A 24,943-nucleotide genomic window follows, 5' to 3' on the forward strand; every position below is an offset into this window, starting at 1 on the left:
CCCCTAACAATTGGGAGCAACCTCTGCTGGACTCTCTTTCCGTTTGCGCTATCTCCTCCAGTGTTGGAGAAACTAAAGGAAGCCTAAGTCTCGATGCTGGCCCAGTATTTTGAGTCCCTGTGCACCCGTTATTTGACTAGCCGGTTCCAAGCGGATTCAGAAAGGCCCGACTCAGGCTGATGTACCTTTGCTTTGCCCTATATTTCGATTATTATAGAAATATAGAAATTTGGAGGTAACTCATGATGCTACCGAACCACACCCCCAGCAATATTCTTAATCGCCTGGTGGACTCCCCTCCCAATGGTGACCCTACCAGGATTCTGGTGTTGTACGGATCCCTGAGACCCAACTCCTTTTCGCGTCTATTGGCCAACCAGGTTGTTGAAATATTGCAGCATTTTGGTGCCGAGGTTCGCTTGTTTGACCCTGTCGACCTCCCTCTTTACGACGGCACCAGCCAGGATCACCCCAAGGTGCAGCAACTACGCGAGTGGTCTGCCTGGAGCCAGGGTCAAGTGTGGATTAGCCCGGAAATACACGGAAATGTCTCTGCCGTTTTCAAGAATCAGATCGACTGGCTACCACTGGACCAATCTGCGAGCCGGGCAACCCAGGGAAAAACCCTGGCGGTCATGCAGATTTCCGGTGGCTCACAGTCATTCAATACCGTCAACAATTTGAGGGTCCTCGGCCGCTGGATGCGCATGTTTACGATTCCCAACCAATCCTCTATTGCCAAGGCCTGGCAGGAATTCGATGAACAAGGGCACCTCAAAGATTCCCCATTCCGGGACCGGGTGATTGACGTTCTGGAAGAGCTGGTAAAAACCACCATTTTGTTGCGTGGCCAGGGTAACTATCTGACCGAGCGGTACAGCGAGAACAAATCAGAGGTGCAGTCAGCTTCGACAACATCTATTCAGACCTTGGTGGCTGAAAGCGGTGTCGCAGAACCCAGCTAAAAGTACTGGCATTTCGCTGCCGAAGGTCCACATTTAGCAAAGGTCCATATCTAGGGAGCCTTTGAGTAACTCCGTGATGCCTCTGGCATGCAGAGCGGTTCACAATCAAGGCGCGGCTTCGCAGGAATGTCTAGGCCTTTCAAGAAGTCGCAACGCGGAGTGTGAATCGCTCTGCAAGCCCCGAAGGGCGGGCCTTGAAGGCCGCATCTGCTGCGTTGCAGCTCTTGCAAAGGGCTACGGCCATTCGCGGCGAGCTGCGCCTAACATCTGCAGCCTTCAAGACCCGCAGAGGTATTACGGAGTTACTCAAAGGCTCCCTAGCTATGGACCACTAGATGATAGGAACTCCGATAAGGATCTCGTCAATGAGTTTTTCCCTGGACCCGGACTTTTCAAGCGCCCTTGGCAAGTTTGGCGACTTGCTGGATACCTTGGCAGAAGCGCCTATTGGGGATGTGGATACTCGCCGTAAGAATGGAGCCGTGGTCACTCAAGCACTATTTCAGGGTCGCAATTTTCCATCAGATGTTTCCTTTCGGGACTTTACTCTAAAGAGTTCAGACCAAGAGGAGATCCAGTTACGCTGGTACCAAAAGGAGAATAGCAAGCCAGGCTCCGCCATTCTCTACATTCATGGCGGTGGGCTCATCTGCCACGATATCTCACGGTACGACTTGGTCATCGCCAAATACGTAGCTGCCAGCGGCGTCCCATTTTTATCAGTTAATTACCGAAAGTCTCCGGAGTTCCCCTACCCTATACCGATTGATGATTGCTATCGGGCATTCATTTGGCTGGTACAGCACTCACAGGAACTCTCCATTGATCCCTCGCGAATTGGCATCATGGGAGATAGTGCCGGAGGGGGGCTGGCTGCAGCCCTGACAATTGTCGCCCGTGACAAAAAAGGCCCGTCCCTGGCACGGCAGATATTGTTATACCCAATGCTGGACGACAGAACGGTTACTCCCGATCCCCAGTTATTGCCATTTATTATCTGGACCTATGAAGATAATCTCACCGGCTGGACCGCTTACCTGGGCAATCAGGTGGGCAGCCCTGCGGTCAGTCCTCATGCAGCCCCTGCCCGCCTGCAAGATGCCAAGGGTCTACCGCCAGCATTTATCGATGTTGGCGAGCTAGATATTTTTCGCGATGAGGATATGCAATACGCCCAATTACTCACCGATGCCGCTGTTAGCACGGAGCTCCACGTTCGACCTGGCGTGATTCACTCTTGGGAGCTATTCGCCCCGGACATTCCCGTCTCACAGCGCGCTCTTGCAGATCGAGTAAGAGTCATCCAGGAAATCTAAGCGAGCACGATGCACCCGACTATGGAACAGCAAAAACAGAGACTATTTGATAGTCACTTCCACATCATAAATCCCAAGTTCCCCCTATTCCCAAATCACGGCTATTTACCGCCAACATTTACCGTGGACGACTATCAACTCAAGTTACAAAACTACCAGCTAGTGGGGGGCGCTGTAGTTTCCGGCTCATTCCAGAAGCTGGATCAAACCTACCTTATTGATGCCCTGGAAAAGCTGGGCAAAAGCTATGTTGGGGTCACACAGCTATCCGCCGACACTCCCGACAACACCATTTTGTCACTCCACAAACATGGAGTCAGAGCCCTACGCTTTAATTTGGTACGGGGTGACTCGGAACAGATCGGTTTTATCGATACCCTTGCCCAGCGAGTTTTTGACTTGGCAGGCTGGCATGTCGAACTATATGTTGAAGCCTCTGCATTAACCCCTCTCTATAGTAAATTGATCGCGTTACCAGCCGCCTCCATTGATCACATGGGAATCACTAAGCAGGGTTTTCCCATCTTGCTCAAACTGGCAGAAAAAGGGGTAAAGGTAAAAGCGAGCGGCTTTGGCCGCCTGGATTTCGACCCCGCAGCGGCAATTGTCGACCTCTACCAGGCCAACCCACATTGCCTGATGTTTGGCTCCGATCTTCCCTCTACCAGGGCACCGCGCCCCTTCAAACCTGAAGACATTTTGTTAACTCGCGACACCCTCGATGAAGCACAAGCAGAAAATGTCCTAGTAAAAAATGCCTATCAATTTTATTTAAAAAAATAATGGAATGAGGGGGCAGTACCAGGAACTGAGTTCTTCTTCTGCTGTCATTCACTACGCTGTATTTTCTAAAAGCGCACGACACGCCTAAATTCGTGCACTTCTCTATACCCACTCAATTCATGCTATAGCAGTGTAATCTCGGGTCATCGATCATCTTTATAAATCACTGGCAATTAAAACATGCGAATTGTAGGATGCGCCGAATATTTCAGACCACAGGGAATCTGGAAGATACAGTGCAGGAGGTTGTAGTGAAAGGACTGGTAACAGTTATTTTTTCCCTATTTGTGCTATCCGGATGTACCGGCATTGGCACAAAACCCCTGGGAGAAAAAGAGGTAGCGTTAGGCGTAGATACTGAGCAATCCATTAAAAAGAAGCTCGGTAAGCCTTATGAAAAAGGCGTATTTGTAAAAAACAATCAACAAATTTTAACGCTCGCTTATGCGTATCCCACTACTGGCAAAAAGGCGGTTAGCGAAAATATTAGCGGCACCCGTAACCAGGGTTTCTACTTTTATAACGATAAATTAGTTGGGCAGGATTTTGTCAGCTCTCTCGCTGAAGATTCCACCGATTTTGATGAGTCAAAAGTACCACTTATCAGCGAAGGCCAAACCAGTATTCTCGAAGCTCTGGATTTATTGGGCAAACCCTCCGGCGAATATCAGTACCCACTGATTAGCAATAAATCCGAGAAAGCCAAAGTGTATATGTATAGCCAAACCAATAAGGCTATTTTCCAACCGGCCTCTTATCAAAAAGTATTGATTCTCAGTTACAATACTGATGGCATCATCACGAACGTGAATTTTGCAGAATTAGGCAATAGAAATTTAAGCGAGCAATAAATCATTTCTCAGACAGGGGAGCCTTATCCGCTGGCTTCCCTGAAACAAATAAAAGGCACACCACCAGTCCCACCATCGCCAGATAGGCATTAACCGTGAAAGCGCGATCGATCCCCGTAGAAATATCGGGAGCCATTGCCACAATTGTGGTATTCATACCCAAGCCTATTGCTCCCCCACCAATCTGAAACATATAGAGAATTGCTCCCGCCAAGCTCGCTCGCTCCGGCGCTACAACCGTAATTGCGGCAGTAGTGATAGCAGAATAAAACAGACCAATACCCGCCCCGAGAACCACCAGTCCCGGTACCATTTGCAAAAAAGTTGTTTCTTTATGCAAATGAGAAAGCATAAACATACCGATACACATGGCAATGGTGCCCGCTGAGACAATCGTTTTTGCACCGAGCGTTTCGTAGAGCCCACCGGCAATAAAAGACACCAAACCAAATGAGACCATCATAGGAAGTAGCCCCATTCCCGAATACATCGCCGAGTGATTATGGACCTTACTCAAGTATTGGGGAACGTATACAAGGGCAGCAAAGAACACCACAGACAGCAACAAGGTAGCTATACCTGCGGCAAAGAAACCGTGATTCGTTGCTACATCTACGGGAATTAACGCATCTCTGCCCACATGGCGCTCAACCAGGATAAACGCCCCCATAAACAGCAAGGTGGCTAGTGCCAAGGCAATAATCACCGGGCTCTTAAAGCCGATATCCACGACTAAATCCAGCGCCAACAGAAGGCAAAACAGCGATGTGGTCAGGGTGATTACACCACCGTAATCAATACGCTCAGTGACATTTTCCGGTGTGTCATCCGGGATAACCTTCCAGCAGACCCAAAATGCCAATGCAGCCACCGGCAAGTTGATAAAGAAAATCCAGCGCCAGCTCAATAAGTCTGTAAGAATGCCCCCCAATACCGGACCAATTGCATTCGCAGCGGCACACATGCCCATCACCAAGCCCCCGGCAAAGCCCGAGCGGTCCTCCGGCAACATCCCGTAGATCAGCCCCAGGATTGCCGGCCACATAAGGGCACTACCGGTCCCCATCAATCCCCGCGCCGCCAGCAGCATTGGAATATTGGTAGCTATGCCACCGAGGAGGGAGAAAAATGCAAAGGCGGCCATGCCGATGAAAAAGATTTTGCGCCGGCCAAACATATCCGCCAAACGCCCGCCCGAGATCAGCAGTATCCCAAAAGCCAATGTATAGCCGTTGATAATCCATTGGGTGGTGGTGATATTGGAGTTGAAGTCTTTTTCGATGGCTGGAATTGCTACGGAAAACGCAGTGAGGTCATTCCCGATCAGAAAAATTGCCAAGCTTAGGGCAAACAGTCCCAGTACCTGAATTCTGGTCAGTTTAGTTTTCTCATCTGCCATGTTTCGAGTCCAGCCACAGAGTTCGGTTTTACAAGTGTGGCTCAAACTCGAGAAACGGCAGGGACACTAACTATGGCCCCTGCTGGCAAACAAAATGGTGAGGGCCTGCGACTAACGCTCACCTGAAGTGTCTTGAAAGAACTCCTCTACAGGCTGGTAATCCGGATTGGCACCACAAGAACCCCGCACTACCAACTCGGTAGGTAGTACATCTGGCATCGCCGGTTTTCCAGAGAGAAGTTCCATCATTTTCTCCACCATCAATTCGCCACCTCGGTGGATGTTCTGGCGCACGGTTGTCAGAGGAGGGGTAAAAAACGGCGCGATTGGGATATCGTCAAAACCCACTATGCCAACATCTTCCGGCACCTTATAGCCACGGGCCTGTAGCGCTTTTATCGCTCCCATAGCGATACTGTCACTGGCGGCGAAAATGCCATCAAAACTAAGCCCTTCCTGCGCAACCAGGTCGATAATGGATTGATAACCACTTTCACTGGAGAAGCCTGCAGCCAACTGCCTGGTCGTGCCAGACAGATCAGCCTCATTGAGCGCGGCACAGTAACCTTCAAAGCGCCCATTGACCTCCGGGTGAGCTGTGTCACCGAGAAAGAGAATTCGCCGCCGCCCCAAGTTCATTAAGTGCTCGGTGGCCTGACGCCCACCCATTTGATTGTCACTACTGACGATACAATATTCGGCCCCCTGCCTTGAGGTCCCTCCCCAGACAACAAGAGGGTCCCCCTGCTGCTGCAGATCACGAAGTGGGGTATCGTCTACCCCCTGGCCAATCACAATAACGCCATCAGCCCGCCTGGAACTCATCAGATAAGAATGCCAGTCCGAGCGGCTGGCGATACTGCTGGAAAACAGTAAATCGTATTTATGCACCGCGAGGCGATCGGCAATTGAACCAATCATATCGATCATAAATGGATCAGAAAATGTCTGGCCGCCACTGCGCCCCGTATTAATCACAACCGAAATTGTATGGCTGCGTTGCAGGCGTAAGTTTCGCGCGCTCTCATTGATTTTGTAATTCATGGAGCTCGCGATTTTTTGAATACGCTCGCGAGTCTTTTCGTTAATCAATGGATTATCGTTCAGCGCTCTCGAAACAGTAGATTCAGAAACTCCCGCCAACCGAGCAATATCGGACATGGAAACGGGAGAGGAGGACCCCTTGGGCATGGCGTACTTCACCTTGTTCGCGGGAAAAATGCCATCTTAGGCCCGTCGCCCAAGTTTGTAAAACCACCCCCCTACCCAGCCAGGGGGGCTGAGGCCTCAAGCGTCTCATCCCCCCGCTCTACAGCGCGACGGAAAAAGAACAGGGTAATCAGAATCACTGTGATGGGTACCAAGGATAAGTAGAAAGCCACCTGGCCATCAAAGGCCTCGAAAACCGACCCGGTAATCAGTGAGCCAGTTGTACCGCCCAGCGCAGAAAAAATTACCAGTAAACCTGTCATTGCAGAGTGCTGGTGGGTGGGCAATGAACTGAGCATCACAGAATTGATAGCGGGATACACAGGTGCCATAAACAAGCCAATCAGCGGTAAAACAAAAGCCGCCACTGGGGCACTAAGCCAGTTTACATCGGGATTCGCCACAATATTACTCGCCAGGGGCAGGCTAACGACCACCAGTAATCCCATCGCAACTAAGCACACATTAAGCATCGGGTACCAGTGTACTTTGCGCATCATCACACCGGCACCAAGTCGCCCCAACGCCAGCCCTGCGGCAAAGATACTTGCAGCCTGAACACTCATCGCAGCGGGCAGCTTAAGAATTTCATTATTAAAGGTCGGCAACCAACTTCCTATCCCCTGCTCAATCAATACATAGAAAAATACGGAGATCACGTAGATGTATACCAGAGGTTTGGCCATCAACTTTATCATCGCGATAAAGTCCTGTTTCGGGCTAGCCTCTTCGATTCGCGCCCCGGATTCATCCAGCTCTGTGCACCAGAGCAATACAAATGCAATCACACAGACCACCGCCAGCACCCAATACACATTGAGCCAGGCAGTCGACCCTTGGTTCGATGAATCAATAAAAGCGCTAAATAGCCAGTAGCCACTGAGAACCCCCACCATAAACACCCCCTCCAGGGTGTTTAGAAGGCTCGCATGTGCGCTGCGGCCCTGCGCTAACAATCCCACGGTGGAGTATGCGGCAACCTTTACCAATGCGAACGCAACACCCACGGACAAGAACAGTAACTTCGCCGTCCAAAACCCGGGTAACAGGGGCATAGCTGTACAAGCCAGGGTGACAATTGCCAACCCCGCCAGCATCGCCCGCTTAAACCCCAGTCGGGGAAGCTGGGAGGCAATCAGGAAAGACACTATACCGATGGGGATATCCTTGAACCCCTCGAGCACACTCGCAGCAGATTTACTTACCCCATAGGTATTGATTACCTGCAGGATCACCGTGCCTACGCTGTTCAACAAAATGGCAAAGACAAAGTAGATAGCGAATAGAGATAAGAGTATGCGCTGATTCTTCATAGTGGATTCTATCTGGCTCTATGGTTTAGGCAGTCAGCCGTACCAACCTGTTATTGTACATTTTTTACCCAGACTTTGTGGAGAAAGGCGACTCCGCCCCAATGCCTGTAGATACCCAGTATGTATCAGTCAGACAAAAATTTGCAATCGTTTGCATAAAAACCAATGAAAATTTGGGAATGCCTTATGCCGATCAGTCACAAAACAACTGGCGATTGACCCTGGGTCAAAAAATAATCCATATTTTTCAGTATCTTACAGACTTTTCGGAGATAAAAATCAGGTCTATCTTCCAGTAACAGCCAGGCTTAATCTTAGACTTGCAATCGATTGCAAAAAGACATCAACTACGGATAGACTGAATGCCAGTTGCCGAAGGCCCAGTAGGCCCGGCCCTAGGACCCAATCTCCAATCCAGTGAAAGTGGTATGAAGCAAAAACAACAAATCAAACACAAGATCCACCCCTGGGACTTGGTGGAGGACACCTTCCAGCCCGAAGATTACAGCCTCAATGCCACCCTATTCTCCCTCGGTAATGGCTATATCGGCTTGCGCGGTACCTTTGAGGAGGGTTTCGATCCAGAACCCTTTACAGATGGTTGCTACCTAAATGGAGTCTACGCCAGCGAACCTATCACCTATGGTGAGTCTGCTTATGGCTACGCGCGCAACAACCAGAGGATGTTGACGGTTCCCGACGGTAAGACCATTTATATCAGCTTGGATGGAGAACGCTTTAATCTCGCCCAAGGCGAGCTGCTCAACTACGAGCGTCGCCTGGACATGGCCGCGGGGATCAGCGAGAGAAAACTCACTTGGCGCTCCCCAAAAGGAAAAACCATTGAACTCAAAGTGCAGCGCCTGGTTTCCCTCAGTGAGAAAAACCTGTTAGCTCTGCAACTGGAACTCACACCCATCAATTTTGACGGAGAGGTACACCTGCAATCCTGCCTTGATGGTGACCTTGCCCAAGCAGAACGCAGTGAGGACCCACGCCTAGCCTCCCCTATTGATCGGGGAGATATCGAATGGCTGGAAAATACAGCTGAAGATGGTTATTTGGCCCTGCCTCTATCCGTTAAGAGCAGTGGCTTCTCTATACGATGCGCAGCCCTGCACCTTTGTGAGAGTGACAGCGATTACACGTCCAATAATCTCCGCAGTGAAGACTGCGTCTCGATTGACTATCGCTTTGCTGCCCGCCGCAACACCCCTATTCGCCTAACCAAGTACGTCGCTTACTTTGCACAGCAAAATGCTGAGCCGATATCAGCAGGCGAATTGCATCATTACCTGGAGCGCTGTGCGGCTAAAAGTTTTGCGGACCATATCGAAACCCAGCGTATACAAATGGACAATTTCTGGCTTGAGTCCGATATTCAGGTCAGTGGAAATGACGCCCTGCAGCAGGGAATACGCTTCAACCAGTACCACTTGTTCCAATCCCTAGGTCGGGATGGCAATACCAATATTGCAGCCAAAGGACTTTCCGGTGACGGCTATGACGGCCACTATTTCTGGGATACAGAAATCTATGTACTACCGTTTTTCCTCTACACCCAACCCGAATTAGCGCGCGGCCTACTGGAATACCGCTACTCAATCCTCGATGCCGCACGAAAAAGAGCGAGGGAGATGTCGATTCAAAAGGGAGCACTGTTTCCCTGGCGCACCATCGGCGGTGAGGAGTGCTCAGCCTATTACCCGGCAGGCACTGCGCAATACCATATCAATGCGGATATTGCCTACGCCGTACGACATTACTGCCGGGTTACCGGTGATGTCGATTTTCTGCGCAACAAGGGCGCAGAAGTCGTGATAGAAGGCGCGCGTATGTGGTTGGAGATTGGCCACTTCAACGCACTTCGCGACAACCAATTCTGTATCAATGAAGTTACCGGACCAGACGAATACACCGCCCTGGTTGACAATAATTTCTACACAAACCTGATGGCCAAGGCCCATCTTGAATATGCTGTTGAAGTATTACAGTGGTTAAAATCATTCGATCCTGCAGCGTGCGATGAGTTAACCCAGCGTATTCAACTCGGCAAACAGGAAATTGATAACTGGGCCAAGGCCGCAGAAAGCATGTATCTGCCCTACGATGAAAAGCAGGGTATACATTCTCAAGACGATAGTTTTCTAAACAAACCCCGCTGGAATATTGCCGAAACGCCTGCCGATCAATTCCCGCTGTTACTTCACTATCATCCCCTGGTGATCTATCGACACCAAGTTTGTAAGCAGGCGGATGTCGTTCTTGGCCTGTTACTGGAGAGTTCAGAATTTTCAATTGAGCAGAAGCGTCGGGATTTCGACTTCTATGAACCGCTCACCACGCACGATTCCACTTTATCCGCTTGTATTCACAGCATTATTGCCAGTGAAGTTGGGTATCCGGATAAAGCGCTGAACTATTTCCAGCAAGTTGCGCGAATGGATCTGGATAACCACCACAACAATACCCAGCACGGCATACACACTGCCTGCATGGGGGGTACCTGGATGTGTATGGTCCAGGGATTTGCAGGAATGCGCCTGCACGGCAATGAACTCAGCTTCAATCCATATCTGCCCAATGGAATGGACGGCTATCGTTTCCGGTTGCAATTCCGTGGCCGCACGATCGCAGTCGATGTCGATTCTTACAGCGCCAGGTACACCTTGGTGAAAGGTGAAGCACTCAGTCTTCATCACGGCAAGCAAATTCTATTCCTGGAGACACCAGGGCAAACAGAAACCATTCAAATAGCACCGATGGAGGAGGTATCCTGATGATCTATCGTGCAGCAATTTTTGATCTCGACGGCGTTATTGCAGACACCGCACGTCTCCACCTGATCGCATGGCAACAGCTGGCTGAAGGGCTCAACCTTCCCTGGACAGCGGATACTGAAGAGCGCTTAAAGGGCCTGGAAAGAATGGCTTCCCTTGAGGTGATTCTCGGGGAAAAAAGCAGCAATTACACTGAAGAAGCAAAAATCGCACTGGCTGCAAGGAAAAACAGCCGCTACCAGGAATTAATCCGCAGCCTCTCTCCCGCAGACCTGTTACCGGGCGCCGGTGAACTGCTCGCATGGTTAAATTCTCAGCATATTCCGGTCGGCCTCGCCTCAGCGAGTAAAAACGCACCGGCGGTATTGGAAGCCCTGGGAATATCCCGTTGCTTTTCTGTTATTGCAGACCCGGAAAAATCTGCACCTAAACCTGCACCAGATATATTCCTAGCCGCCGCCAAAGGTCTCGGAATTGATCCAGAGTTTTGCATTGCTTTTGAGGATGCGCCCGCTGGAGTCAGTGCAATTAAGTCCGCTGATGGCATGACAGCTGTAGGCATAGGTAATCCAGATTCGTTAAAAGACGCTGACTATACGCTGGACAGTTTGGAACAATTTGTGCCAAATGATTTCTTTCTATCAGTACTAGCAGAATCGGGTATGCGCCAAAATAAAGACTTAGCTGTTAACGAATAAAGTGAGATAAGCACAAGAGTGAAAGCCTATTTATAGAGCAAGCATTTAGCCCCGATAGAGTCTTTCTACCAAATTGCTATTCCATTATTAATAGCTAAAGGCTGCTACTTCTCTACAACTTACATATTACTATGGAGATGTAAAAAGTAGCAGCCATACCGATTAGAGACATTCAACCTCTAATTTTCAAAGCAAGCGCCCTCGACAACATCAGCCGTATTCCCAACCCAAGAGTTCACACATGGGAAGTTGTTATCGCCAAGGTCCGCATTATTATTGTTAGTCGCTTCATTACTAACGATGGTATTACCTTCTTGACCGTCATCGCAAACAAAAGTATCTCCTGGTAAATAAACACCAGTTGCAGTATTAGTAATTTCCACTCCATTGCCTTCTACAACATTTTGCGAGATAACATTCCTATCACTACAAACAATCACTCCATACTGATCAAAACCAGATACCATATTCGACAAAATATAAGAGCTGTCCGCACCCACTTGAAGAATTACCCCCCAGGCTCCACTAGCACTGGTAGATGTAGATACTTCATTTGCAATAAGTGTAGAATTACTGCCGTTTATAGCTACTCCAATTTCCGTAGTTTCAGAGATTACCGAGTTAGACAATGTATTATTGTCTGACACAAAAGCCACTGAAACGGCATTGCCCTCAAAGGCTATACCTGTCACCGTATGCGCCCCGCTTCCTATTGCCTCTACACCGAACCCACAACCTTGCACCTTGCCATCTGATAAAGCTCCCCCAGTGACAACAGCTCCAGTGCCATCTAGAAATATCCCATCAACATCAAAATCACACTCAATAGTAAATCCATTTAAATCAAGATAACCACCAGGTCCGACGACCGTCAGTGCAAGGTCAAACGCTGATGAACAAGACAAATCCTCAGTGAGAACTTCGGCTGTAGTAATGACATCACCACAGGAGACATCAGCCTTTGCGCCAGTCGGCATCGCCACCAAAGTGCTAACCGCCAAACAATACAACAAATAAAAACACCTTCTAACAAAATGAAATTTCATAGAATATCCTTAAAAAGCCAGCTTATAACTTCCCGAACAGAATTCGACAAAATCTATACTGGTCTGGATTAGAGAAAGGTCCATGAGAAATTACTCTCATTAGAATGGCTGTCACTTTTAACATTAACAGTAAGGGTAAGGACTACATCACAGCCTATAAAAGCATTCTCATACCAGGTGTAAGAGCAATAAAAAACCAAAAAACAATATAAGGGTTACATTTGAAGAAATTACACTTCAACATAACAGGCTGCAAGATGAATTACTTACAACCTTCGAGAGTTATAACTCCCACTTAAAAAGCCAAGTAATTTAGAATTCACCTTATGGGTCAATACATGCGCCCTCAACAACATCAGCCGTATTTCCAACCCAAGTATTAAGACAAGGTTCTGGATTGAAATCTGCCAGATCAGCAGTATTATTATTTGTCGCCACATTACCAACAATTACATTGCCACTTTGCCCTTCTAAGTTAGAGTTAGAGCAAGGCGATTCCAGATAAGGCAATTCAATGCCAAAAGTATTAACTATACTGCCATTACCCTCAACAATATTTTGGGCAATCAAATTATTATCACTGCAGATTTGCATACCATTAAAGGCGAAATTAGTTACCGTATTAAAAAATAAAACTGTATTATCGGCATCATCCCCCAACAAAATGCCATCTCCAGTAACAATATTATTCTCAGCCTGTATGAGATTACTTACAATACTTCCATTCGCCCCCGCAATTATCACTGCATAAGGACCTGAAACAACATTAATTGTTGAATTAGAGAGCGTATTATTATCAGACACAAAAACAACCCCCTCACTCCCATTAACAGTCATCGTTATCCCTGTGATAGTATGCCCTCCATCCCCCTCTGCCACGACGATACACGAATTCAGATTACCACCCAAAGAAGCATTATCAGATAATACGCCCCCCTTACCATTCAGGATAATTGCCGCCTCATTACACTCATATGAATATCCATTCAAGTTAAGGCTTCCAGAGGGACCCTGGATTATCAATCCGCTTTCACAAAATAAGTCCTCAGTCAGAATCTCCGCTGTAGTTATAGTATCCCCGCAGGAGACATCTGCATTTACACCATAAGATGTTGCCAAAATGGATCCTGCCAATAACAAACCAATCAAGCCTAAAGGCTGTTTGGTATTACTAGTTTTCATACAATCCCCTTCAACAGTATTATAAACGTCCACCTACAAAATAGACTTACCCCATATTGGCTCAATTTTAACAATCAGCCATGAGAAATTATTCTTAACGTAAAAACTATCAAGCAAAAAGGCATTACGTTTAAATAACCAAGTATCAGCATCATTAATAACAATTGAACAGCTTGACATCACAACAACATTCAGCTCCGCCAATCAGTATAACCCTCATTAAAAACTCCACTTATATTTCCAAGCAGGATTTCAAATAGGGGAAAGATAAATTTATACCTTCCACAACTATAGGAGAGGGCTCAATACTGTTAGGCAATCTAAAAGCGGTTCAGCAAAAGGCTATTGCTAAATAAATCTTGCCAGGGAGGAATCTATCTTTCGGATAAAATCCGTTATTGGATCATCAACATCTATCAATTTAAAGTCACAAAATTCGAACCCAGGCCCCACCGAACAGCCCACAAGCACGGGGCCTGAAATTGGCTCTGCAGCCTGCCAAGCGCCAGCAGGAACAACATGGCAAAATGTATTATTTTCTGCAGAAATTTCAACCTTTTGCAAACAGCTATCCTCCTCAGTCCAAATATAGAGATATAAGCCGCCCCCCTTATATAAGTTCCAAATCTCATCAGATTCGACCCGGTGAAATTTCGACACTTCACCTTTCTGTAGGGAGAAGTAAATATGCGTCAATGCGCTTCGCTTCTGCCCATCCTCTCTTGTTACTATTGAGTTCGACTTAAACACCTGAAGAAACTTCCCGCCTTCAGGGTGATTAATTAAGTTATCAGGCTTCATGGATTAATCAGCACCTTGTAATCAGAGTTAGAAATATGTCTGATATTACATTACCACATAATGCATCAGTGAAATTTAATCCTTATAGAACAATAAGCAAAATGATTGAGCGGATACGAATTGAACACAGGCTCACCCAGATTACTTTAGGATGAGCCTTGCAGACAGCTCTAATTTAAGCAGCTGGGGTTAGCAGTAGTAAAAGTATTTCCAAGCCAAACATTGGTATTACTACACGCATTTGCATTTAGTTCTTCCAAGTCAAAATCCGTGTTACTCTCAGATGTATTGTTGAGAATATAATTAAAAAACTGATTATCCGCTTCCATATAGATACCTACCGAACCATTCATCTCAGAGGTATTCTGGCTATAGTTACCGAAACTGGAATCAGCAATATAAATTCCATATCGATTATTGTCATAAATATAATTCTGGGTTAAATTTGGGGCATCACCATCCAACTGAATCCCATCTAACAAATTACTTTCGATATTATTCGAAATTAAGGTATTTCTTAGCCCAGTAACTAATACACCAGTATTACCATTGCCATTAGCACTTGAATTAGTAATTAGATTGAAGTCACTCGATACCGCCAACCCTACAAAGTCATTATTGTTTGCAGAAATATTGGTTACATTATGAAATCCGTCACCAGCCAATCTAACCCCTGTCTGGCAGAATGATATAGTACCTGCGCCCTCCAAATACCCCACAAGACCGACAACATCTATGCCTATTGCAGAATTATTGTCACAAGTAATGGTATGACCATTCATATCCAGGCCACCAGTTGGGCCAACAATGGTTATCGCGATATTATCTGTACATACCAAATCATCATCCAAAACTTCTCGAGTGTAAATGGTATCGCCACAATCAACCGCCGATGCAAGCCCGGATATTAGCAAGCAAGAAACACCTGAAAATATAGATAAAGTACACTTCACACCTTGTAATTGCCCTATAGCCATCTTACTACCCTCTACAAAATCAGTTAATAATGACCGTCTCCTGAACAGAGTGTGATCCAGCTTGCTGAAAGGGCTATAAGAAATTTCTCTTAAAGAAATGGCCACTAAGTGTGGCGTATACATATCTATTAATGAGAAATAGTGGCTATCCGTGCCACTTACCTAAAATGCTAGAAAGCAGTGTTAGATATGGAGCCAGCGAACCTATGTATGCGCAATTAAGGGATTAACACGAATTATCCGCCTTTATCCTTCCCCATAAAGGACTCTGCACGAATCTACCGCCAGCCTCATTAGTATTATTGGACTTTGTCTCAAGCAGCTTTGACACCTTTAATAGTATAAATCAGCGGAATCTCATGCCCTTTAAAAGACAGGTAGTATTTCCCCTTCTCACGCTCCTCCATGCCATCAAAACAGTTGTAAGGACTATACGGGTATTCTTTTAGTTGGGCGATTTGAATACCATACTTTAACAATGCACTCACAACATCGCTAATCGGATGTGACCAGGTGGCTAGGGTAGACTTGTCACCCCGATCATTCTCTGTATAGGTACCCTGCTCTTCAATATCTGGATCGGCTCGATGAAAATATGTGTAACCAGAGAAAATATCATAAAATGGATGAAATTCTGCGATGTAGAAAGTCCCCCCCGGCTTTAAGCATTGAGCAACAACTGATGCCCACCGCTCGATATCCGGCAACCAACAGAGTGCACCGTAGGAAGTAAAGACGATATCAAATTCTTTATTATTTAACTCTCCAAAACTGTAGATATCATTGCAGATAAACTCTCCATGTAAACCTGAGCGGTCAGAAAGAGCCTGTGCTTCAGTAATGGCTACAGAAGAAATATCAACTCCCGTCACCTTCGCTCCCAATCGAGCCCAAGATAAGGTATCCAAGCCAAAGTGACACTGTAAGTGAAGTAAACTTTTTCCAGACACATTACCTATATCTGAAAGCTCAACTTCATTTAAAGTAGATTTTCCGCTTAGAAATCCATCAACATTATAAAATTCAGACTTCACATGAATACGGGTGCGGCTATCCCAGGAGTGTCGATTAATTTCAAAAAAATCCATGGCTCACCTTCTAATTACTTATATTTATCGATTCTATTTAATTATCAAGGGTAAGAAATTTAAATCTACTTGTAAGTCCTATTCCGTTATGCCTTGAGTTAAAGAAAACTAAGATCGCCAATCATTTTAACTATATATTTACAGCAATGCTCCAGCTACAAAAGGCTCTATTGAACTAAATTACAAGTACAAATCATGATTTACTATAAAGCAGGCGCTGAATCTTTGAGAAAAGCCCTAAATGGGGACAATAGAAGGTAGAATCCTTAATCTACGATTGATTATCCTCATCATATCTTAGGCGCGCTTTACGAATCTCAAGATGATGTTCATCTGCCCAAGAGACTAACTTCCACACAGCTGCAGATAACCCTCTTCCCAGGTCAGTTAATTCATACTCTACTTTAACTGGAACTTGCGCAAAGACAGTACGGAGTACAAAACCATCGCGCTCTAAGTCGCGCAGGGTTTGCGTCAACATTCGCTGTGAAATCCCTTCAATGCGCGACTTCAGGGAGTTGAAGCGATCTGGACCATCAACAAGGGCAAACAATATCAGGATGGACCACTTGTCACCAATCTGAGCTACCACATTGCGAATGGGACATTCATCATCATTCACAAACACGCGCCTCTCACTATTTTTATTCTGCGTCCCCACCCTTCCACTCCATAGGTTATCAAAAAGTAACTTGACCACTTAATAGTGCCTTATTGGCAACCAACACTCAAGTGAGTAACCTAGTATAAATAAGTAACTTTACCGAAATCACCCATAGACCCATATAGATATATACCCTGTTATGACCCAAGCTCTCTTAAACAAGGCCCTCACCCAATACGCCTCCAATAGACCCCCAACCGTTGACGATATATTTACACCGCAGTTTGTCTCTGTAGGGAAATTTAACATTCGCTTTCTACGCAAGGAAAAACCTCAGGCTCCCAGCCTCTTACTGCTGAATGGCCTACCCCAAAGTATTCGTATGTGGGAGTCATCTATTGAAGCATTTAGTGAAAAGTTTGATGTGCTAGCCTTTGATATCCCAGGATTTGGCTTATCAAACGCAGAGGAAGGAGATATGTCTCCAAGCAACCTGAGCGAAGTCCTTGTTCAAATAATGAACCATTTTGGCATCAAGCAGGCCCACCTGGTAGGGCCGGATGTGGGTGTGCCTATTGCTTTAGCAGCCGTTATTAACCACCCTCAACGATTCTTGAGTCTCAATATCTTTGACGGCCCAGGCACCTCCCCTCCAAAACTCTCTCCTATTCTTATGGCCGTTATCAGATCCCGAATGGTTCGCTGGATAGCAAAAGGCTTAAACAAGAAGTCAGTAATGAAAACCAATTTCCTGACTGCCGTCAAAGATGGTTATCACAACTACAAGCCCAGCAAACGAGCTATCCAGGAGTACTATGACATAGCCTTTGATAGTGACAGTCACAAGTGCGCCATCAGTTTCTTTGGAAGTTATTCGAAAGAGCTTCCATGGATTGAGAGAAAACTAAATGGTATTAAAGTTCCGACATTGATCACTTGGGGCAAGAGAGATCCATTTGTTTTAGTAGATAATGCGACTGCCTTATCCAAGCATATCCCCAATAGCAAGCTAGTTATATTTGACAACGCATCTCACTTCTCATCGGAAGATGCTGGGCAACAGTATGTTGACTTGATAATCAATTGGGTAGATGGCGGCTTCCTTGAGCATCGTGACGCTTGAGTTTTTCAAACCTTCAAGTATCAGATACCTAATCACTAATTGAATTGAAAGTGACGCTACCTAATCTCGCCACTATTAAATCAGGGGGCACTCTACAACCATCATTAGAGAGCCCTTTTATCAAATTGGTTTTTTTAACTCATTAACTTAGATTCTGATTCAGCATCATCTTTCCCCTTTTTGGCCTTAATCTGCGAAACACCAATCAGTGTGCGGCCTAAGTCTGAAGCATAAAATCCCGCAGCCAATATTACGAAGGCACCAAATAATGTAATTCCATCAGGCAGATCTCCGAAAATTACAAAGCCAATAACAATAGCCCAAAATAGTAAAGCATAACTAAAAGGCTGCAAAATCGAAGCTGGGCTGAGCGCCAGTGCCTTAATCAGCAAATAGTGGCCCATTGCACCTAAGAGCCCATTCAAAACCAACAATTGCCACCCTGATACTGTTGGCTCCACCCAGTAAAATGGTGCCAAGCTTCCAAAAATAATAAGACCCGTAGTCGCGGTATAGAAAACGGTTGTATCGGCGCTATCAAAGTGTGAAACACGGCGTGAAAGCACTTGATATGCGGCCCATAGGATAGCTCCCAAGATGGGGATCAAGGTTTGCCAACCCATAATTCCCATTCCAGGTCTAATGATAATAAGGGCACCTATAAATCCAGCCGTAACACTGACCCAGCTCCTTGTGTCTATCCTCTCCCCTAAAAACCATCCAGCCATTAATATTGCAAATAATGGGGCTGTCGCAGCTATAGCATGCACATCAGCCAAAGACATCATACTAAAAGCAAAAATAAATACTGAAACCTCAAGAGCGAGAACAATAGAGCGCGCTAATTGAGTGCCAAATATTTTACTTTGTACTATGTCTAAGTTCCCTTTGAGTCTCGCCAAGCTTATAACTATGAAGAAAAATATCGCGAAACGAATCGCCATTATTTGAACGATAGAATAGTTCTGAACGAGTAGCTTACCTGTTGCATCCATACCAGCCAAACAGAGCATTGCCAAAATAGTCAGAATAATTCCACGACTGTCTTTAAACTTCACTTTAAACTCTCTAATAAAGACTACAGATTCTATAAACAGAGCCACCGATTATAAATTAGTTATGAAATGTAAGAGCAGTCTGAATGCCTTGGACTACCTGAGAATAGAATGCCGGAATATAACTTATCCCGGCACTAGTACACACTTAATTTTCAGCTACTGTAGAGGAAAGCTTGAAGTGGTTGAGAGCCTTTTCAGCAATTTCTTTACCGTATTCCTGCACAAAGTGGCCCGCCTCCGCTATTTTGAGAGGCTCGGGGCAGTTTTTGATGGTTCCCCTCAGCAACTCCATCACTTTCTCACCAAGTACAAAGTCCCTCATTCCAATCGCCATAAAGCTCTCACCACCCCAGCTCCTAGACCAGAATTCTCGAGCCCTTACCCCTAGCTCTGCTCCCTCCATATCAGGATCAACCGGTACAATTGACGGGAATCGACGAACGCCAGCCTTATAGCGGTTGTCTGGAAAAGGCGCATCATAGGCTACTATATCGAATAAATTGACCTCAGATTGAGCATCATTGGCAATGAGCCCTCCCACAGGGATTTCAGGCACATTGACAGAGAAGTTCCGCCAGTGGTAGAACCCCTCAGATGCACCATCCCCTGCTGCGATAGCCGTATTCATTACCAGTAATCGGGTAAATCTATCCGGCATATCCATTGGAAGTGTCAGTCCCAGAAGTCCACCCCAATCCTGACAAACCAGCGTAATATTCTTAAGATCCAAATGCTCAATCAAACGCATCAGGCTGTTACGATGGAAGTTAAAAGTGTACACATCTTCATTGACGGGTTTATCTGAGCGACCAAACCCAAACAAATCTGGAGCAATTACCCGGTGTCCTGCCTCAACAAAAACTGGGATCATTTTTCGATATAAGTAACCCCAACTGGGCTCCCCATGGAGACAAAGAAAGGTGGTATCCGAATCCTGCTCCCCCTCATCGATATATGCCATACGCATAGAATCATAGCCTTCCAGGCTATCAATATAGTTAGGAGTATACGGAAAACCCGGTAGTAAAGAAAAGCGCTCCTCAGGAGTTCTCAATCGTTCAATAGACATCGGCAACCCTCTTTTAGTTGAAAGTTAAGTTAGCGCCTTGCTTCTGAAAAGCTAGATCAGTGGGAATCCAGAGATCATCCATTGTGGCGCTTTTATCGGTGCTTCAAATCTGAAAAGGTAACTGTAGAAAAATACCTATTATCCTACTAGATAATAAGGATAAATATGCTCCTAAAACATGGCATGATCTCTAATTTTTACATTTAGAAACCTTATTAGGCGCCAGATCACTTAAATTACCTCATAATGCCAATTTGGCAAGTCTGAAACCATTGGGCTAAGTACAACCGACCCTGTCAAAGCCGATTAATCAAACTTCTTACCATTAAAAACATGTTAGATGTATTGAAATACCCATCTGGATGTAAGCTGTCTACCAGCAATATATCTCAATTATCAGTGAACAGGAATTGAGCCTAGGAGAAATTAGGCTACAAAAATCACTGGGATGCATATATCACTGTAAGAACAATATCTCTCATGACTACGAATCATGGACAACACCTCAATACACTTTACCAAAGCCCGCCAAGATCCAGCCCCTTTTCACTGGAGAATCCATTTCTACTTCCCTGGCGAACAGGGTTTTGGGTGCTGACTCCATGATTTTAAACCCCCTATTATCAACATAAGTAACTAAAGCAACATGGGCAATATATCCTTTTTCAGTCTTTCTATAAAAAACCAAATCCCCCAACTGCGGCTTATAAGATGCTGGTTTCAAAGATTGAATTGACTGGAAATAGGAATATAGATTTCTTGCTCGGCGATGGAAAAATGGATTCTCTGGATTATTACCATTTCGAGCATCATAAAAATTTGGATTTTTTACAAAACTATCTCTCAATAAGACCTGAAATGAATATCCAGCCATTCCGTAAGCGATATTAGGTACATCACTACAGACAATAAATCCAAGTTTCCCTCCTATATTATTATACATCCCCATCAGTGGATCATAAGGCGTAAACCAAAGAGAATATGCATTATCGACAACCAGATTAACATTTGGAAGGCCATGATGATTGGTAAAACTTCTCTCCCCCTTATAGGTAGAAAAATAGACGAGCAGAGGTATTGCCAAAACAATAACAAGAAAGCCAATAAATTTTTTCATATTACCAAAAATGTACCAACCCAAAATCACCAATACATATGAAACATTACTAAACTAGTAAAAAGTAGGGGAAAAGAGTACAGCTAACAAACCCTTACGCCACTTTAATGCCACTTTTTAGTCCGAACGTCAACATACAGCTAGCAATAGGAATTGGAGTAACTGCTCATAACCTAGTAGAACTATCTCCCACTGCCAATTTAAATTTGTATACGAACGTTAAGGTTTCACACCTGCAATGACCTTAGGGATCTCCACCTCGACTCTAATTTCGCTTCATGAAAGCAGTTTAACCACATACTTTATTGGGGAGCCTCCGGAAGGATTTGGGTTAGACCACAAAGATCGAAGCTTCATTATTTGTATGGATTTGAAAATGGATTGTAGTTAAATTTTTCAGGCAATAAAAAAGCCGCACGCTGGAGAAGTGTGCGGCAAAGCTTGGAAGCCTATGGGAGAGGCATGAGGTTAAAAATCGTACGCGAAGCTAAGCTTGATATTGCGCGGTAAGATGTAGCGGACATTAGACGCTAGCGGATCGCGGGGATCACCTTCGGTGATACCATCTTCATCAGTTAAGTTGTCCACAGCCAACTGGACAGTAATATCATTGATATAAGCCACCGCACCCAGGTCAACTTTTGTATAGGCTGGCAAAGTTACTTCATTGTTGCTTCCATTAAAGCGATCACCTACCCGACTGATATCGGTATACACAGCCATATCAATGTTATTCAGTGTGAAATCATAATTCTGGCTCAGGCGCACCTGGTATTCAGGCTGACGCATAACCTGGTTGCCTTCATATTCACCACTCGTGATTTCTGGCTTTTGCAGGGTAGTATTTAACCCAAAGGTGAAATCTCCCCAGTGAACTTTACCGTCCAATTCGAGACCAAGCGCCTCAGTCTCTAAACGAGTACAGGTACTGCTGCCAATGATACAATCAGGCATGCCCTGGGTTTCGTTGTAGAACAGAGTCGCAAAGAGGGAATAATCTTGCTCCTGCAATTTATAACCCAGTTCGTATTGGTCAATGTCGATTACAAGGTCAGACCCAGCAAGGAAGCTGTCACCGAACTCGCGATAAATGTCAAAGTCTGCGAATTTAAAGCCGGAATTTATACGGAAGAAGGTGCCCATATTTTCGGCAAAGGCCCAGTCCACTGCGGCAGTGTAAGCAGTACCATCTTCATCTGCTTTATAGGTGGTGAATTTGCCGTCTCGCTCACCATGGTCCACGGAGTAATTGGTTTTTCGGTTTGCGGAACGCACGCCCAGATCGAAGGTAAAGTCCCCTAAGTAGAACTCTCCGGCGAGATAAAGCGCGTTTTCTCGGGCATCACCCACAGCATCCACATCATATTTCCCATCACAAGTAGAAATATCTACAGATGTGTTACAGGCAAGATCACCAGTAAGCTCAGAGCCATCTGCAGTTCCTGTGATCAGCTGCCCATCTTGACCCAGTACGTAGTATTTCTGGTTACCCAGGGACCACCATTCATCAACTTCCCAGCTTGAGGTGTAATAACCGGCAGTTACCTTAAAGCTATCCCACTCTTTTGCCAGGCTAATGTCATTTGTCGTAGCCTCGATATCTTTGCGTACTACCCAGGCGCCAAACTGCTGTACCACGGTGTCACTACTGAGTTCGTTTCCAGAAGCGGTAACTACAGTTTGATCCGTTAGGGCGTTCAGCGATACAGGCGAGCCATTAGGAACGAAACCCAAAGTGTCAGCATTACCCGCAGTAACTCCAAAGCGCTCGGTGAGACTCCAGCCATCCCCCAAGTCAAGCTCCAGGTAAGCACCGGCTACATTGCCATTCCAGCCGCGCCCTTCGCCCATATCGAAAGTTTCCCAGGTAGTTTCTGAGCCGCCATTACCGTCAGCCTGAGTAATAGGTACAGAAACCTTGCGATTACTGGGGCCTACCTGGGTGTAATCTGTTTCCAGAAATGCAGCATTGGGCAAATACCAGGTACCAGTATCTTTTGTATCCCGGATGTAAAAACCCGCTTTTCCGTTATCCATCTCTTTGGTGATATGCAGGGTAAATTGATGCCCTTCTTCCGCATCAAAACCCGCATCACGAATGCCAGGGGAGGAAGATACGTAGCCTCCAACCATGTAGTACACATCATCCGAAACCTTACCGGTCATCACGGCATCAGTCCGCTGCAGATCATAGTCAGATAAAGTGTACTTAAATCGCCCCTCAGTCTCTTCAGTACCTTCTTTTAAAATAAAGTTGGTAGTCAGACCTGGCTGGCCATTGGAGAAAACCGGATTGGGTCCACCGCGCAGAGCTTCCACTCGCTGAATAGTTTCATCGACACGAAATAGAGAAGAGTTTTCTAAAAATGAGAGTGTTGGCGCTGGATACAGAGGCAATCCATTCATGGATACCGTGACAAAGGGTGCATCACTACCGCCGGGGAAACCGCGAACATCGATATTTGCCCCAGAAACACCGCCAGAGCTCTCAACCCACAGGCCTGGAACGGACTTCAACAGATCTGCAGTACTTGAAGGAGAGGCTTTGCTAATCTCATCATCACTTAAAGTTGTGATAGAAAAGCTGGCATCCAGCTTACGCATGCCTGCACCGCCAGGGGTGCCTGTTGTGATGACTTCCTCCATCACCATATCGTTTTCAGGGCTAATTTCTTGGGCTGCGGCATAGCCGCAAAGACCAACGGAGAGCGCGGCCATGGATACGGCCTGCGCCAATGGTTTCTTGCTCATCAACTCTTCCCTCTCGTCGTCATTCTTATCTGTTCTGATACTTCGGTGCTATTTTTATAAAGCTTTATGCAATCGATTGCATAAAGAGTTGCTAAACGCTACTTGATGCACCGTGCTTTAACTATAATGTGCAAATGCAATCGATTGCAAATTGAATTGATGGATAGATTTGAGTGACTAGTCATCCGTAAGGCCATCGCAGATCAAGATTTGAGGGGTAGGAGCGGATTTTCTGCCATTGATAGAAGATCATATTTGGAAACTACACCCGGATGTTCTTAGATTTAGTATGTAGGGCTGTCCAAATGTGGCGCCAAATTATTGATTCTAGAAGCATTCGGCGACGAGTGGTTCCATGTAAGTGCCAAGCGGCCGGGAGAGTTATCGTGGAAAAAGGCAAGTGCCAACAGGCGGAGCATCATTCACATACACATAATAGCCACTGTGGCCACACAGCCATTCGCCACAGGGACCACATCTGTTACCTCCATGACGGCCACCTACACCATCCCCACAAAGACCACTACGACGAGCACGTCTTGGAAGTAAGCACCCAAAACCCGGAGGGTTGCCACCCTGTTACAGGGGGCTACGATAGCTCCCATGTCCACGGCAAAAACTGTGGCCATGAGCAGGTTCCCCACGGAGATCATGTTGACTACCTGGTTAACGGGCGACTTCACCATGTTCATGGTGATCACTGTGATGACCATGGGCCGGTCGAATTGGCTCAACATCAGTAAGCCTGCTAGCCAAAACTTGGCGAGGCCAAGATTTATAGCAATCCAAAGTTACCTGGGCGCAGATCACATA

General features: G+C 46.0%; 22 protein-coding genes. 9 read left to right on the forward strand and 13 right to left on the reverse strand.

Features of this window, described 5'->3' with window-relative positions:
• Window positions 1-242: 242 nt before the first annotated feature.
• The 5 genes from arsH (at window position 243) to ACJJI6_RS08070 (ending at window position 3,915) form a co-directional block, all read left to right on the forward strand.
• A complete protein-coding gene (gene arsH, locus ACJJI6_RS08050) occupies window positions 243-965 on the forward strand; it encodes an arsenical resistance protein ArsH (protein ID WP_475713082.1) in 723 nt (240 codons plus the stop codon).
• A 161-nt stretch (window positions 966-1,126) separates the two neighbouring features.
• Window positions 1,127-1,300, forward strand: a complete 174-nt coding sequence (locus ACJJI6_RS08055; RefSeq protein WP_475713083.1) for a hypothetical protein — start codon at window positions 1,127-1,129, stop codon at window positions 1,298-1,300.
• 30 nt (window positions 1,301-1,330) lie between these two features.
• Complete coding sequence (locus ACJJI6_RS08060; protein WP_475713084.1) at window positions 1,331-2,281, forward strand: alpha/beta hydrolase; 951 nt, start codon at window positions 1,331-1,333, stop codon at window positions 2,279-2,281.
• A 9-nt stretch (window positions 2,282-2,290) separates the two neighbouring features.
• Window positions 2,291-3,064, forward strand: a complete 774-nt coding sequence (locus ACJJI6_RS08065; protein ID WP_475713085.1) for an amidohydrolase family protein — start codon at window positions 2,291-2,293, stop codon at window positions 3,062-3,064.
• Window positions 3,065-3,258: 194 nt separating this feature from the next.
• A complete protein-coding gene (locus tag ACJJI6_RS08070) occupies window positions 3,259-3,915 on the forward strand; it encodes a hypothetical protein (RefSeq protein ID WP_475713086.1) in 657 nt (218 codons plus the stop codon).
• 1 nt (window position 3,916) lies between these two features.
• On the opposite strand, the gene ACJJI6_RS08075 is transcribed toward ACJJI6_RS08070, so the two are convergent.
• The 3 genes from ACJJI6_RS08075 to ACJJI6_RS08085 form a co-directional block, all read right to left on the reverse strand.
• Window positions 3,917-5,314 carry an MFS transporter gene (locus ACJJI6_RS08075; RefSeq protein WP_475713087.1) on the reverse strand — a complete coding sequence of 466 codons (1,398 nt, stop codon included), beginning with the start codon at window positions 5,312-5,314 and terminating at the stop codon, window positions 3,917-3,919.
• A gap of 111 nt (window positions 5,315-5,425) precedes the next feature.
• Window positions 5,426-6,505: a LacI family DNA-binding transcriptional regulator gene (locus ACJJI6_RS08080; RefSeq protein ID WP_475713088.1), complete on the reverse strand. Its 1,080-nt coding sequence runs from the start codon at window positions 6,503-6,505 to the stop codon at window positions 5,426-5,428.
• Window positions 6,506-6,576: 71 nt separating this feature from the next.
• Window positions 6,577-7,836 (reverse strand): MFS transporter, encoded by a 1,260-nt coding sequence (locus tag ACJJI6_RS08085; protein ID WP_444917602.1) that lies wholly within the window; start codon window positions 7,834-7,836, stop codon window positions 6,577-6,579.
• A 362-nt stretch (window positions 7,837-8,198) separates the two neighbouring features.
• On the opposite strand from ACJJI6_RS08085, the gene ACJJI6_RS08090 reads away from it, so the two are divergent.
• Window positions 8,199-10,616: a glycoside hydrolase family 65 protein gene (locus ACJJI6_RS08090; RefSeq protein WP_475713089.1), complete on the forward strand. Its 2,418-nt coding sequence runs from the start codon at window positions 8,199-8,201 to the stop codon at window positions 10,614-10,616.
• Entirely contained in the window at window positions 10,616-11,314 is a 699-nt protein-coding gene (gene pgmB / locus ACJJI6_RS08095) for a beta-phosphoglucomutase (protein WP_475713090.1), read from the forward strand. The genes ACJJI6_RS08090 and pgmB overlap by 1 nt, the downstream gene beginning before the upstream one ends.
• 179 nt (window positions 11,315-11,493) lie before the next feature.
• Here pgmB and ACJJI6_RS08100 read toward each other — a convergent pair whose 3' ends face one another.
• From ACJJI6_RS08100 to ACJJI6_RS08125, 6 genes are all read right to left on the reverse strand, one after another.
• Window positions 11,494-12,360, reverse strand: a complete 867-nt coding sequence (locus ACJJI6_RS08100) for a NosD domain-containing protein (protein WP_475713091.1) — start codon at window positions 12,358-12,360, stop codon at window positions 11,494-11,496.
• 324 nt (window positions 12,361-12,684) lie between these two features.
• A complete protein-coding gene (locus ACJJI6_RS08105; RefSeq protein WP_475713092.1) occupies window positions 12,685-13,542 on the reverse strand; it encodes a hypothetical protein in 858 nt (285 codons plus the stop codon).
• 348 nt (window positions 13,543-13,890) lie between these two features.
• On the reverse strand, window positions 13,891-14,343 hold the full coding sequence (locus ACJJI6_RS08110; protein WP_475713093.1) for a cupin domain-containing protein: 453 nt from the start codon (window positions 14,341-14,343) through the stop codon (window positions 13,891-13,893).
• 170 nt (window positions 14,344-14,513) lie between these two features.
• Entirely contained in the window at window positions 14,514-15,320 is an 807-nt protein-coding gene (locus ACJJI6_RS08115; protein WP_475713094.1) for a right-handed parallel beta-helix repeat-containing protein, read from the reverse strand.
• Window positions 15,321-15,634: 314 nt separating this feature from the next.
• Window positions 15,635-16,408, reverse strand: coding sequence for a class I SAM-dependent methyltransferase (locus ACJJI6_RS08120; protein WP_475713095.1), 774 nt, complete (start codon window positions 16,406-16,408; stop codon window positions 15,635-15,637).
• 271 nt (window positions 16,409-16,679) lie between these two features.
• Window positions 16,680-17,108 carry a winged helix-turn-helix transcriptional regulator gene (locus ACJJI6_RS08125; protein ID WP_475713096.1) on the reverse strand — a complete coding sequence of 143 codons (429 nt, stop codon included), beginning with the start codon at window positions 17,106-17,108 and terminating at the stop codon, window positions 16,680-16,682.
• A 103-nt stretch (window positions 17,109-17,211) separates the two neighbouring features.
• On the opposite strand from ACJJI6_RS08125, the gene ACJJI6_RS08130 reads away from it, so the two are divergent.
• Window positions 17,212-18,135, forward strand: a complete 924-nt coding sequence (locus ACJJI6_RS08130; protein WP_475713097.1) for an alpha/beta fold hydrolase — start codon at window positions 17,212-17,214, stop codon at window positions 18,133-18,135.
• Between the two features lie 134 nt (window positions 18,136-18,269).
• Here ACJJI6_RS08130 and ACJJI6_RS08135 read toward each other — a convergent pair whose 3' ends face one another.
• The 4 genes from ACJJI6_RS08135 to ACJJI6_RS08150 all read right to left on the reverse strand — a co-directional run bounded on the left by ACJJI6_RS08135 (window position 18,270) and on the right by ACJJI6_RS08150 (window position 24,130).
• A complete protein-coding gene (locus tag ACJJI6_RS08135) occupies window positions 18,270-19,193 on the reverse strand; it encodes a DMT family transporter (RefSeq protein WP_475713098.1) in 924 nt (307 codons plus the stop codon).
• A gap of 145 nt (window positions 19,194-19,338) precedes the next feature.
• Complete coding sequence (locus ACJJI6_RS08140) at window positions 19,339-20,262, reverse strand: haloalkane dehalogenase (RefSeq protein ID WP_475713099.1); 924 nt, start codon at window positions 20,260-20,262, stop codon at window positions 19,339-19,341.
• Between the two features lie 505 nt (window positions 20,263-20,767).
• The gene (locus ACJJI6_RS08145) at window positions 20,768-21,379 is read right to left on the reverse strand and encodes a CHAP domain-containing protein (RefSeq protein ID WP_475713100.1); all 612 of its coding nucleotides are present in this window, start codon (window positions 21,377-21,379) and stop codon (window positions 20,768-20,770) included.
• Window positions 21,380-21,847: 468 nt separating this feature from the next.
• A complete protein-coding gene (locus tag ACJJI6_RS08150) occupies window positions 21,848-24,130 on the reverse strand; it encodes a TonB-dependent receptor (protein ID WP_475713101.1) in 2,283 nt (760 codons plus the stop codon).
• A gap of 386 nt (window positions 24,131-24,516) precedes the next feature.
• Here ACJJI6_RS08150 and ACJJI6_RS08155 point away from each other — a divergent pair, with 386 nt between their 5' ends.
• A complete protein-coding gene (locus tag ACJJI6_RS08155) occupies window positions 24,517-24,873 on the forward strand; it encodes a hypothetical protein (RefSeq protein WP_475713102.1) in 357 nt (118 codons plus the stop codon).
• Window positions 24,874-24,943 lie beyond the last annotated feature (70 nt).

This window comes from Microbulbifer maximicatervae (SeqCode) (assembly GCF_056232625.1).

Excerpts from the sequence above, each read along its gene's own strand:
- arsH (WP_475713082.1), top strand. The coding sequence starts at position 243 with ATGATGCTACCGAACCACACCCCCAGCAATATTCTTAATCGCCTGGTG.
- ACJJI6_RS08060 (WP_475713084.1), top strand. The coding sequence starts at position 1,331 with ATGAGTTTTTCCCTGGACCCGGACTTTTCAAGCGCCCTTGGCAAGTTT.
- ACJJI6_RS08065 (WP_475713085.1), top strand. The coding sequence starts at position 2,291 with ATGCACCCGACTATGGAACAGCAAAAACAGAGACTATTTGATAGTCAC.
- ACJJI6_RS08070 (WP_475713086.1), top strand. The coding sequence starts at position 3,259 with ATGCGCCGAATATTTCAGACCACAGGGAATCTGGAAGATACAGTGCAG.
- ACJJI6_RS08075 (WP_475713087.1), bottom strand. The coding sequence starts at position 5,314 with ATGGCAGATGAGAAAACTAAACTGACCAGAATTCAGGTACTGGGACTG.
- ACJJI6_RS08080 (WP_475713088.1), bottom strand. The coding sequence starts at position 6,505 with ATGCCCAAGGGGTCCTCCTCTCCCGTTTCCATGTCCGATATTGCTCGG.
- ACJJI6_RS08085 (WP_444917602.1), bottom strand. The coding sequence starts at position 7,836 with ATGAAGAATCAGCGCATACTCTTATCTCTATTCGCTATCTACTTTGTC.
- ACJJI6_RS08090 (WP_475713089.1), top strand. The coding sequence starts at position 8,199 with ATGCCAGTTGCCGAAGGCCCAGTAGGCCCGGCCCTAGGACCCAATCTC.
- pgmB (WP_475713090.1), top strand. The coding sequence starts at position 10,616 with ATGATCTATCGTGCAGCAATTTTTGATCTCGACGGCGTTATTGCAGAC.
- ACJJI6_RS08100 (WP_475713091.1), bottom strand. The coding sequence starts at position 12,360 with ATGAAATTTCATTTTGTTAGAAGGTGTTTTTATTTGTTGTATTGTTTG.
- ACJJI6_RS08105 (WP_475713092.1), bottom strand. The coding sequence starts at position 13,542 with ATGAAAACTAGTAATACCAAACAGCCTTTAGGCTTGATTGGTTTGTTA.
- ACJJI6_RS08110 (WP_475713093.1), bottom strand. The coding sequence starts at position 14,343 with ATGAAGCCTGATAACTTAATTAATCACCCTGAAGGCGGGAAGTTTCTT.
- ACJJI6_RS08115 (WP_475713094.1), bottom strand. The coding sequence starts at position 15,320 with ATGGCTATAGGGCAATTACAAGGTGTGAAGTGTACTTTATCTATATTT.
- ACJJI6_RS08120 (WP_475713095.1), bottom strand. The coding sequence starts at position 16,408 with ATGGATTTTTTTGAAATTAATCGACACTCCTGGGATAGCCGCACCCGT.
- ACJJI6_RS08130 (WP_475713097.1), top strand. The coding sequence starts at position 17,212 with ATGACCCAAGCTCTCTTAAACAAGGCCCTCACCCAATACGCCTCCAAT.
- ACJJI6_RS08140 (WP_475713099.1), bottom strand. The coding sequence starts at position 20,262 with ATGTCTATTGAACGATTGAGAACTCCTGAGGAGCGCTTTTCTTTACTA.
- ACJJI6_RS08145 (WP_475713100.1), bottom strand. The coding sequence starts at position 21,379 with ATGAAAAAATTTATTGGCTTTCTTGTTATTGTTTTGGCAATACCTCTG.
- ACJJI6_RS08150 (WP_475713101.1), bottom strand. The coding sequence starts at position 24,130 with ATGAGCAAGAAACCATTGGCGCAGGCCGTATCCATGGCCGCGCTCTCC.